At 40.4% G+C, this 10000-nt stretch carries 12 protein-coding genes (1 of these 12 only partly in view); 5 read left to right on the forward strand and 7 right to left on the reverse strand.

Annotated elements, in window-relative coordinates:
• A partial coding sequence (locus tag ME1_RS03065; protein WP_004863088.1) for an autotransporter outer membrane beta-barrel domain-containing protein occupies positions 1 to 1089 on the forward strand: 1089 nt, incomplete at its 5' end.
• 278 nt (positions 1090 to 1367) lie between these two features.
• Here ME1_RS03065 and ME1_RS08375 read toward each other — a convergent pair.
• Complete coding sequence (locus tag ME1_RS08375) at positions 1368 to 1727, reverse strand: Arm DNA-binding domain-containing protein (RefSeq protein ID WP_245256288.1); 360 nt, start codon at positions 1725 to 1727, stop codon at positions 1368 to 1370.
• A 169-nt stretch (positions 1728 to 1896) separates the two neighbouring features.
• Here ME1_RS08375 and ME1_RS07950 point away from each other — a divergent pair, with 169 nt between their 5' ends.
• Positions 1897 to 2058 carry a hypothetical protein gene (locus ME1_RS07950; RefSeq protein WP_155815195.1) on the forward strand — a complete coding sequence of 54 codons (162 nt, stop codon included), beginning with the start codon at positions 1897 to 1899 and terminating at the stop codon, positions 2056 to 2058.
• Positions 2059 to 2101: 43 nt separating this feature from the next.
• Here the strand turns inward: ME1_RS07950 and ME1_RS03075 are convergent, their stop codons facing one another.
• The 4 genes from ME1_RS03075 to ME1_RS03090 form a co-directional block, all read right to left on the reverse strand.
• A complete protein-coding gene (locus ME1_RS03075; RefSeq protein WP_004863092.1) occupies positions 2102 to 2551 on the reverse strand; it encodes a hypothetical protein in 450 nt (149 codons plus the stop codon).
• A 48-nt stretch (positions 2552 to 2599) separates the two neighbouring features.
• The gene (locus tag ME1_RS03080) at positions 2600 to 2962 is read right to left on the reverse strand and encodes a hypothetical protein (RefSeq protein ID WP_004863095.1); all 363 of its coding nucleotides are present in this window, start codon (positions 2960 to 2962) and stop codon (positions 2600 to 2602) included.
• Positions 2963 to 3216: 254 nt separating this feature from the next.
• The gene (locus ME1_RS03085) at positions 3217 to 4230 is read right to left on the reverse strand and encodes a PAS domain-containing sensor histidine kinase (protein WP_004863098.1); all 1014 of its coding nucleotides are present in this window, start codon (positions 4228 to 4230) and stop codon (positions 3217 to 3219) included.
• Positions 4231 to 4251: 21 nt separating this feature from the next.
• On the reverse strand, positions 4252 to 5046 hold the full coding sequence (locus tag ME1_RS03090; RefSeq protein WP_004863101.1) for a response regulator: 795 nt from the start codon (positions 5044 to 5046) through the stop codon (positions 4252 to 4254).
• Positions 5047 to 5213: 167 nt separating this feature from the next.
• On the opposite strand from ME1_RS03090, the gene ME1_RS03095 reads away from it, so the two are divergent.
• The 3 genes from ME1_RS03095 to ME1_RS03105 all read left to right on the forward strand — a co-directional run bounded on the left by ME1_RS03095 (position 5214) and on the right by ME1_RS03105 (position 7629).
• The gene (locus ME1_RS03095; RefSeq protein ID WP_004863103.1) at positions 5214 to 5417 is read left to right on the forward strand and encodes a NepR family anti-sigma factor; all 204 of its coding nucleotides are present in this window, start codon (positions 5214 to 5216) and stop codon (positions 5415 to 5417) included.
• 7 nt (positions 5418 to 5424) lie between these two features.
• Positions 5425 to 5979: an RNA polymerase sigma factor gene (locus tag ME1_RS03100; RefSeq protein WP_004863105.1), complete on the forward strand. Its 555-nt coding sequence runs from the start codon at positions 5425 to 5427 to the stop codon at positions 5977 to 5979.
• A 228-nt stretch (positions 5980 to 6207) separates the two neighbouring features.
• Positions 6208 to 7629, forward strand: a complete 1422-nt coding sequence (locus ME1_RS03105) for a sensor histidine kinase (RefSeq protein ID WP_004863110.1) — start codon at positions 6208 to 6210, stop codon at positions 7627 to 7629.
• A gap of 53 nt (positions 7630 to 7682) precedes the next feature.
• Here the strand turns inward: ME1_RS03105 and ME1_RS03110 are convergent, their stop codons facing one another.
• Positions 7683 to 9200 (reverse strand): metallophosphoesterase, encoded by a 1518-nt coding sequence (locus tag ME1_RS03110; RefSeq protein ID WP_004863113.1) that lies wholly within the window; start codon positions 9198 to 9200, stop codon positions 7683 to 7685.
• Between the two features lie 649 nt (positions 9201 to 9849).
• Positions 9850 to 10000, reverse strand: the final stretch of a protein-coding gene (locus ME1_RS03115; RefSeq protein WP_004863117.1) for a M23 family metallopeptidase. It continues 1838 nt past the right edge of the window; only the last 151 of its 1989 coding nucleotides appear in the window; its start codon lies off the right edge, out of view; its stop codon occupies positions 9850 to 9852.

Below are 10000 nucleotides of genomic sequence, written 5' to 3' on the forward strand. Positions count from 1 at the left end.
GGTGGCTCAGGTTCTGGTGGCTCAGGCTCCGGTGGCTCAGGTTCTGGTGGCTCAGGCTCCGGTGGCTCAGGCTCCGGTGGCTCAGGTTCTGGTGGCTCAGGCTCCGGTGGCTCTAACCCTGGTGGTTCAGGTTCCGGTGGTGGCATAGCTGCCCTTGTACCGCAAGCAGCAAGCTATATCGTGATGCCCAATGCTCTCTTCTATGCGGGCTTTACCGACATTGCTAAACAAAGTGCACTGTTAGCTGACATACGCACAACACAGAATTATTCTTTCTTCTTTTCACCCTATGGCAGCACTGCAACCTTAGCTTCCCAACGCGGTTCTCTCAAATATGGTTATGGCGCCGATATTCGCTATGCGGCCGCACAAGCAGGGGCTTCTTTGCTAGAAATAGAAAGCCAAAACATTACCACGCATTTTGGTCTTATAGGTACCTATGGGCAAATCTCCTTCACCCCAAAACAGATGGAGGGGGCTGATAAGAGCACACTCAACAAATGGGCGCTCACAGCTTACGGTAGTCTAGAACATAACAATGGCTTGTATGTCGATCTCTTAGCATCCTATGGCATGCTAAACGGAGATATCGCCACGGCTCTTATCAAAAGCACCGCGAAATTGAAGGATACCACAACCTTGAGTGCTTCTGCCACCGTTGGTAAAAAATTTGCGACAGGAATGGCAGGAATAGAGCTTGAACCACAAGCACAACTTGCCTACCAACATTTGATGTTTAAACCCATTAATGATGCCAATGATCTAACCATTGATATGAACAACCCTTCGCAATGGTTAATCCGTGTTGGGGGACGTTTCACAAAAAGCATTGCCACTGAAAACAACCATCCTCTGTCTTTCTATGGGAAGGTAAACTTTATCAAAACCTTTGGTGACGATGGAAACATCACAATTGGCGATAACTTTGACCTTGATCCTATGGGATCTGCTCTTGAAGGTGGGCTTGGCATCAATGCGCAACTTTCACATAATTTGTCCCTTCATGGTGATGTTAGTTACCAACAAAAGCTACAAAAAACCGGCATCTCCGGAGCAAGCTTTTCAGGAGGTATCCGCTATCAGTTTTAAACCAAGGCGAGCAGTCTTAAGATAAAACTATCAACTTTAAGATAAAGTGGCTCATGCTCCGGTGGGGCAAGCTCCGGTAGCTCAAACCCTGGTAGCTCAGGCTCCGACTGTAAATCTTAAAACAGAGCTGTAAATTGAATATGGGGCTGTAAAAACAAGCATCCTCTATCCTATAAACAGAAGCGCCAAAAAACTTGGCGCTTCTGTTGAAAACAGCCTTTCTCTGTCTTTCTATGGAAAAGTAAACTTTATCAAAACCTTTGGTGACGATGGAAATATCAAAAAGAAAAGGCAGTATCGTACGTTGCCTGTAAAGAGATATCTCTCAGTGCACCTAAGCCCATTTCACAATGCCGCCCGTGGATAGTAGAGCGTAAAATCCACGAACCACCACCATCTTTACGCTTATCAAGGTACAAACCGGCCCCATCATGTTTTTTACCGCCCCCAATGTTGCAAAATCCCTGTTGCGACAGCCCTTGGTATTGAGACGATACATTACAGGCATTTTTACGCCTTTCTTCTCTCTTTTTTACCCATACGACAACCCTGCTTATAACATACAAATAAATGATTTTATTTGATTCAACATAAGTAGGCTTGCAATGAGAGAACCTTACAATATTCGGGGGACTCATTTGACATGCAAAAAGATAAATTATCATTATAAATTAATATTTTGACATTGAGTGGTCATAACTTCAACAGAGAAAAATGTTTAAACCGAAGAGCAATAGAGCGCTATTTAAGCGTTTGTGAAAGATCTTATTGCCTTAAGGTGTTCTGTTGTTCAAGACGGAATCTCTCTTGCACTTGCCGATTTTGAAACTTTGCTGGGAAGCGCTGGACAGTTCTCAAAATGGTGATGCGTCGACAGGAAAAGAGGCAACTTTTCCTCTCTTAACAGAAGAAATACAGAAAAAACCACGTCGTCGGGTGGTAACAGCTTTGGCAGAGGAAAATGTTTAAACCAAAGAGCGATATTCAAGCGTTTATGAAAACTGTTGCTTGTTTAACGAGAGGGAGAAGCGGATGCCCCTTCTGTTGTTTCAACAGAGAGGACAGCAATCAGTGTACCGGTATAATAATTATAAATCATAAATTTTGTCTGTCCTTCTGGTGTTAAGATTTTCAGCACAATATTGTGATCTGAGAGACTTTGCGACAAAATCTGCGTCTTTTCCGGTAAGGAGAGTGTGTGGTGAACAGTTTCTTGATTTATCCTGTGAGAGGAAAAAGGAGGTGTTTGTTGGGGCGCTGAATTTGTTGCTACAATTTTATAGATAACGCCAAAGAATACAGCAAGAATAAGAATAAGCGTTATTGAAATAGAAATAATCATTAAACGCATAAGCTTTTTTCTTACGCGTTCCACCGCTGGGTCTAAAGCTTGGTCTTGAGGATGGATATCTTGCTCTGCGCGATGGTCTTTTGAGGTCTGAATCTGTTTCTTATCCATCATGCTATACTCTTTTCCGTTATTTTCTTAAAGCCCGATGGGTTTATGCTTTTAAGGCGTTTTATGCAAGAGGTTGGTGGAAGAAAGATTAAGAGGAAAGGATGAAGGTAAAATATTCGTTTCATACTCTTCAGGCGTTTTATCATCGATATTTTTGCTTTTAAGCAGAAAATTGCCTCGATTCGTTACAGACCAGATCAACTTGACTTCTTGTTGCTGTAAGTTGGCCCGTATGCTTGTGCATTGGGCAAAGATTTGTTGTCCATAAGAGGAAAATTTTTTTGTGGATGGTATCATGGCTTGTTCACATGCCTGAGCTGTTGGGTAGGTTGTAACCATTGTTTTGTTAGAATAACAGCTGTTAAAATCATCCGTACACGAAACCAAGAGAAGAAGAAAAACCAGGGTATTCATAAAATATTTTCCAAATAAGAGGCTGACAGTATAAAATCTGATATGTCAGCTTTTAGGCGTTTTCTTTATGAACAAACGTTTTTAAAGGTTTTAGGTTCCGGTGAGGTTCCGGAAAACTCAATTATAGGCTAAATGCTCAAAAAGGTGTTGTGCAGAAAAATATCTTTGTGCTGGATAGGGAAGTGTAGGAGAATAATAACATCCGTCTTTGGCTTTCCCATTTTGTAGTCTGGTAATCGCTTTTTTAAAAATTTTTAAAAAAAAGTATCAAAATATGTATCAGGAACACATAAGCAATAAACAATCCCTGTCTCTGTTAATTTTAAAGAAGCTGAACCATTCACTGAAACAGGGACAATCTTTTCTAAGACAGTACTGCCAAAACAGCGTTGCTTCTTATTGACAAGAAGTGTTTGTGCTTCAAAACGCTCATTCCAAGTGATGAGAAGTTGCATTTTTCCATTTATTTTTGTGTGGAGTTCACAGCCTACACAAATACTGCCCTTTTCTTGGGATAAGGCGCCGAAAGAAAGTGAATTCACAATCAGTTCATGAAAAGCCAAACCAATATGTAAAGCGGCATTGGGAAAAAGATAAGGATCTATACCTTCAAGTGAAAAACGTTCTGTCTCTTTCATCAAATAGCCTAAAGCTTGCGTTTGTACCAATTCGCGAAATTGGGCACCACGCCAATCGGAATCGGTGATGAGATCTTGAGAATGAGAAAGAGAGTGAAGGCGTCCTTGAAATTTGCGTAAGAAAACCTGAAGGGATTCAGTATAGCGTGCCGTTTGGCTGGCAATACTTTGAATGATGGCAAGAAGATTTTTAGAACGGTGACTCACTTCTCGAAGGAGTATTTTCAGCACTTGTTCACGTCGACGTAAGCCTGAAATATCAACACCAGTGGTGATAATACCGATAATGTCTCCATGATCATTGCGGTGGCAATCAATAGAAAATTTGTACCACATGGCTTGTTTTGCCATATCTTCAAACCGGGCTTCAATGGTTTGCATTTTGCCAGTAGCTAAAACTTGCAATTTGATTGTTTCCATATTGTCTGCAAGATCAAGCGAAAAAAAATCACTGTCACGACATCCTACCCGCCATTTATTATGCAAATGCTGTGGAAGGTTTTCAGCCCATAAATAAACCAGATTTGTTGTTTGGTATAAAACAAAAATATCTGCACCACGGATCGCTTGCATGAGAGCGCTAAGATGGGATTTATCCATAGGGGGGTTTGGAATGGGCGTAACGATCATTTTGCAAAATGTTAGTCTGTTTTAGGCCGCTTTAGAGGCATTCTCTTGAAAAAATAAAGCCTGAGAAATAAGCGCTTTCACCATATCAGTATTAAAGGGTTTGGTGACTAAAAAAGTGGGTTCTGGGCGCTCTCCGGTTAATAATCTTTCAGGAAAAGCCGTGATAAAGATCACGGGTATCTGGTCATTTTTCAAAATGTCATTAACCGCATCAATGCCCGAACTGTTATCAGCTAATTGAATATCTGCCAAAATCAACCGCGGCTTTTTCTTATGATACATGATGACAGCCTCATCACGGGTGCGCGCTATTCCTACCACCTGATGCCCTAAGCTTTCTACCATTTGTTCAATGTCCAGTGCAATGAGAGGTTCATCTTCAATAATCATAACTTCTGTAGCAATTTGTTGAGAAATATCCGTCGAGGCTTGGTTAAGAAGTGTGCGGAACGCTTTCGCATCAAGATCCATGACTTCACGGGCTTCTTGTTCATTAAACCCTTCAACCGCAATCAATAAAAATGCTTGGCGTGCACGAGGGGTAAGATACGATAATTTGGCATTGGTTTTTTGTTCAAGACCAAATTGTGGAAGTGGTTCAGGTATATTAGAGGTGGTTTGGTCAAAAAGATGACAAAACAACCAATAGGTACCAATGCGATCACTGGATGTTTTGGGAAAAATGGAAATATCTGCAATAAGCGCCTCCAACATCGCTGACACATAAGCATCACCAGATGATTGGCTGCCTGTCACAGAGCGGGCAAAACGCCGAAGATAAGGAAGATGCGGTGCTATACGCGTTGATAATGACATGTTCATAACTCCTTTGACCTTTGAAGCACTTTGTTGATTGAAATTCTCAAGAGATGAAAAAGTTCCTCTCTTCGTATGGAACTTTTTGCATACAACCATATTTACAACCATGAGGCGAAAAATTCTTCTCGGTGCTACTGATATTATATGGATTAGGGGGATAAAAAATGAACGACCGTGATGAAAAAAATCTCACCAATCATTTCACAAGTGAGGATGATCTTCTTGGGGTCAATTGCGAAATAGCACGGAAGTTACGCCAATTTTACACGGAAATTCAAGAAGAAGCCCTACCAGTGCGTTTGTTGGAGCTTTTAGACAGGCTGGAGCGCGCAGAGCAGTTTAGCTTAAATCATGTGGAAAAGGCTTGAAACCACCATGGCAGAGGGCGTAAAAAATTTTAAACAAGAACTCCTTTTAGTGTTGCCAGCGTTGCGGGCTTTTGCACTTTCTTTAAGTGGTAGACACGATAAAGCTGAGGATTTGGTCCAAGATACCGTTATGAAGGCATGGGCAAAACAGGATAGTTTTGAAATGGGAACCAATCTGAAAGCTTGGCTTTTTACGATTTTGCGTAATGAATTTTACAGCCAAATGCGCAAGAAAGGAAGAGAAGTTCAAGACACTGATGGTGTGTTTACCCAAAATGTAGCGGTTCATCCTGCTCAATATGGATCACTCGATTTGCAAGATTTCAAAAAAGCCTTAAATATGCTCTCTGCTGATCAAAGAGAAGCCATTATTCTCATTGGAGCTTCCGGTTTTTCTTATGAAGATGCTGCAGCTATTTGTGGTTGTGCTGTGGGTACAATTAAAAGCCGTGTGAGTAGAGCACGCAATCGCTTACAGGAACTTCTTAAAGTCAATGGTGAATCTGATTACGGCCCCGATGCTCATTCCGCTGGAAGCACATTGTGTTCATTTAACGGCTAAAAAAGCATAATAATTATGGTCAATAGCCTTGTTTTTTTTATTCCCGTTATAGCTATTAAGGTAAAAGTCAGCATCTGAGGAAATTCAGAGTGTTTAGTATGACTCCTTAGGAAAAAGTGAGGAAAGCCTGTATGAAACTCTCCAGCGGGCTTTTTGTGTTATGTTTCATAAGGGCGTTTTCCTTTGTGCTGAAAAATGACAATTTTCAGGTTCGCCAATGGAAATTCTATGACAACAAAGACGAATTTGTTTTCTCATAATCCTTCTTCTGATTCAAGCATATCAAGCTGGCGTTGGGGTGCAATTGTTGTTTCTCTGATTATGGCTCTCTTTGCTTCAGTCTTTATTATGCTGCTCTCAAATGCCGTTGATCGAGAAGTTGCACAGTTGAATACCAGTTCAGAATTGCGTGAACAGGCTGATTTGGTGCTTATTGGTTTGATCGATATGGCTGTTGCTGACCGGAGTTATGCAAAAACCCGAAAGGCAGAAGACAAAGCACGCTTTGAAAATGCCGCACGTGAAATTGATGATATTCTCGATTATACGGCGCTTATTGTTTATGACCATCCGCAATGGTATGAATGGTTTGCTGCTTTTAAAAAAGAGGTCGAAACACGCAAAGCTTTTATGAATGCTCATATGCATGCGGTGGATGTGCTTCCTGATCAATCTTCTCAACCCTCAGTCTCTTTAGAAGTCCCCAAGATTCAAGTGGCACGTCTTGCACAATTGATGACAAGCTTTCTCAATGGCGATGATGCGGTGCGGCAAAAACAGCGCGAGGGTATAGCGCTTATGCGGGCAGCTTTAACATTGGCAGCAATATTTTCTGTCGTCAGTACTTTTATTTCTGCCTATTTTGTTGTTAATCGGTTTCATCGAGATGTGCGCTCCTTAAAGATGTATCAATTACTGCTTCATAGTGAAAATATAGCGCTTGAAGCACGTGTGAAAGAACGGACACAGGAATTGGAAAGGGCACGCAATCACGCCGAAAAAGAACGACAACGGGTTGAAATGTTGCTGCAGGATGCAAGCCATCGTATTGGCAATTCCCTTGGTACGGTGTCTTCTTTGCTTGGGCTACAGTTAAACCGGAGCAAAAATAAAGAAGTACGTGCTGTTCTTGGTGCGGCACGTGATCGCATCCAGACAATATCTACAGCCCACCGCCGTTTGCGTTTGAGTGATGATATGGAAACAACTTTACTCGCAGAATTTCTCAGTTCGGTGGTGCATGATGTTGAATTGGCAGTGCCTTTTGAATTGCGCGAAAATATCACCGTTCACACGAATTTTAAAGACTGTCGACTGTCTTCAAGAGATGCAACAACGCTTGGAATTATTCTTGGTGAATTGCTCACCAATTCTTTCAAACATGCCTTTCCTGACCAGCGCGCTGGACATATTTATGTCTCCTTTGGTCCCCAACAAGATGGACAATTCATGTTGATTGTGGAAGATGATGGAGTGGGCATGAAGAGCCAAAGTGCGGCGCAGAAAGCAGGTCTTGGTCGTTTGGTTGTCGAACAGCTTTGTATGCAGTTTGGTGAAAAACCACTTTTTGAAACTTCTGCTTTGGGAGGAACAAAGATTGTGATTCCTTTACCAAAACTCAGCATGAATGATGCAAAAGAGCTCTCTTAAAAGGGGATGTTAACATCCCCTTTGTTCGTTAAGGTTAAGAGTAATAAATGCCCTTATAAATTACTACAACTGTTCCATTGGTCTGTGTTGGCTCCATTTAGCCCTAAATCTTTGACCAAAACTGGTTGCCCTGTTTTCCCATTATACGCTTTAATGTGAATGTCTTGTCCTTGCACATTGACAAGATAGTAGTCTCCATTGAAGAGTGCTCCTGCTGTGTATACAGGGATATTTCCGAAGACTTTATCATTTTGTGCACGGCAAGAGACTTGCTGATGCTCGTGTCCTACAAAGATTGCTTTGACATTATGACGTTTAATGATTGATTTAAAGGCAGTGAGATCTTTCGTATTTTTGGGATGAAGAAAATGCGAATCATTGTCTTTAAAATAGGGACGAGCATCGTGGAAGTTGAGAATTGTAGCTTTTCCCCTTCTATCAGCAGCTTCTAAATCTTTTTTCAACCATTTCAAAGCTTTCGTTATTTTTACCTGAGTCTCACCGTTATATAAATTAGCTGTATAAGTTGGATAATTATGAAGCTGCACATAGTGAATATCCCCATAGTCCCATGAGTAACTTAAACTCCCAGTTATTATATAGCGCTTTATATGAGGGTGAGGGTCCTTACGAAAAGTGATATCTGTATTAAATCTAGGTAAAGCATGGCTGTATTTATTGATTTCTTGGATCATTCTTTGAACAGCACTCACCGCACATGCATCCTTTGAAAGATTTTTTAGTGGTATTGTACAATCATTAACATTATTATAGTAATCGTGATTTCCTAGTCCTTCATAGACAGGATAAACAATGCTTTTATATACATCTGCATAGTCTTGATAGGTTTGTTCCCGGCCAAATTCAGTTAAATCGCCGTTGACTATATAAAATGTAGCGGCGTGTGATTCTATTGCATTTGCAACTTTTCTATTGGCTTTTAACCATGGTTCTCTATTGCTATTTGCGTTAGGATCACCAGACTCTAAGCGCCAAGCTTGCGGATCTGCTGCTATGACGACAGAATAATTTTTCACTCGCTCTCTTCTTTTTACGTACCAAATTACTCTCGCATTTTTACCTTCTTCCACCCTTCGTTCAAAATAATATTTTTTTTTGCTAGAGGTAGCAGAGTATTCAGGGGAACCAATATATGGATTATACCAACGGAATGTTAAAATAGTTCCGTCGTTTTGTACTCTATATTTAGCCCAACCACCGGATCCAACAAGCCAAGCATTCGATGTGGTCGCTACTTTTCCTACAAAGCCAGACGCAATCATAACCGTAGGTCCTGCGGCTCTCCAGTGTCCTCCTGTTTTCCACTCTCCACGCGTTATACCTTTACCAATTAAAGCCATAGAAGTAGGCGGATTGGTAAGCTCATTGACGATGTAGACATCTGTTGAACGATCATCGAACGTACTTTGTTGAGGCTTAGGTAATTTTTCGATGAAGCTTCGTCTTGTTTTGTGTGTCACAGGAAGATCTTGAGCGTGAGAAAAATAAGGTTTTATACACACAAAGATGGTAAAAGAAAAAATAGCAATTATCGTGTATTTGTATTTCATAAAATTATCACTCGAACAAAATAACTCTATAAAACATTTGACAGGGGTGATCTTATAAGAGCTGTTAAAATTAACGTTTAATATACATTATATTTTTTAGCTCTCTTTTAGATGAGACCATGTATCTGAAAAATTGTTTATAGTGACAAAAGTTAGATAAAATTGCTCATAAAGCAGTGCTCGTTTTTACGTATTTTGTTTTTTTAATTGATATCTCTGCTCTTCTGCAGCAATTTATGAAGAAAAAGTCCAAGATCAGAGCTTTATGACTTTTATATGATGGCTTTGAAAATAAGGCAATTGATGATAGATTTCATCATCAATTGTGCAGTTGAGAGGAGGCTGTAAGCTTTAACGTGAATGTCTTTTTCTTATACACTCACCAAGATTATTACAGTAATTGTGATTCCTTAGCCATCCTCCGTATCTGGAAAGCCAAGATTAAGAGATGTTATCGCTTTTTTTAAATGCAGTCAGTTGCAATCTTCTTCGAAGATTCGACATTGCTTCAGATCCATAATGTGAGTTTTGTGTAAAGCTTGGAGAACAATAAACACTGAAAATTTTATGCTTTTTGCTTTTATAAATTTAGGACGTTTTTGTTTTCAGAAATATTAAAAAGTTTTTGGCTGTCCATTTTATGTGTTGTTTAAGAAGCATCTTCTGGTGGTGTTGGGCTGTTTAACAAAGAATCAATATTGTGTTTTTCGCGCAAGAATGCTTGTAAGTCCTGACTGGTTAATGCTTTACTGTCAGGTATACGAATGCGCATGGGATCGACCTTTACACCGTTGACAATG

This window comes from Bartonella vinsonii subsp. arupensis OK-94-513 (genome assembly GCF_000278235.1).
Lineage (GTDB): Bacteria > Pseudomonadota > Alphaproteobacteria > Rhizobiales > Rhizobiaceae > Bartonella > Bartonella arupensis.

What these genes read in the sequence shown, in the direction of transcription:
- ME1_RS08375 (WP_245256288.1), bottom strand. Translation starts at nt 1,727, where the DNA reads ATGAGTCCCCCGAATATTGTAAGGTTCTCTCATTGCAAGCCTACTTAT.
- ME1_RS03075 (WP_004863092.1), bottom strand. Translation starts at nt 2,551, where the DNA reads ATGATGGATAAGAAACAGATTCAGACCTCAAAAGACCATCGCGCAGAG.
- ME1_RS03080 (WP_004863095.1), bottom strand. Translation starts at nt 2,962, where the DNA reads ATGAATACCCTGGTTTTTCTTCTTCTCTTGGTTTCGTGTACGGATGAT.
- ME1_RS03085 (WP_004863098.1), bottom strand. Translation starts at nt 4,230, where the DNA reads ATGATCGTTACGCCCATTCCAAACCCCCCTATGGATAAATCCCATCTT.
- ME1_RS03090 (WP_004863101.1), bottom strand. Translation starts at nt 5,046, where the DNA reads ATGTCATTATCAACGCGTATAGCACCGCATCTTCCTTATCTTCGGCGT.
- ME1_RS03095 (WP_004863103.1), top strand. Translation starts at nt 5,214, where the DNA reads ATGAACGACCGTGATGAAAAAAATCTCACCAATCATTTCACAAGTGAG.
- ME1_RS03100 (WP_004863105.1), top strand. Translation starts at nt 5,425, where the DNA reads ATGGCAGAGGGCGTAAAAAATTTTAAACAAGAACTCCTTTTAGTGTTG.
- ME1_RS03105 (WP_004863110.1), top strand. Translation starts at nt 6,208, where the DNA reads ATGACAACAAAGACGAATTTGTTTTCTCATAATCCTTCTTCTGATTCA.
- ME1_RS03110 (WP_004863113.1), bottom strand. Translation starts at nt 9,200, where the DNA reads ATGAAATACAAATACACGATAATTGCTATTTTTTCTTTTACCATCTTT.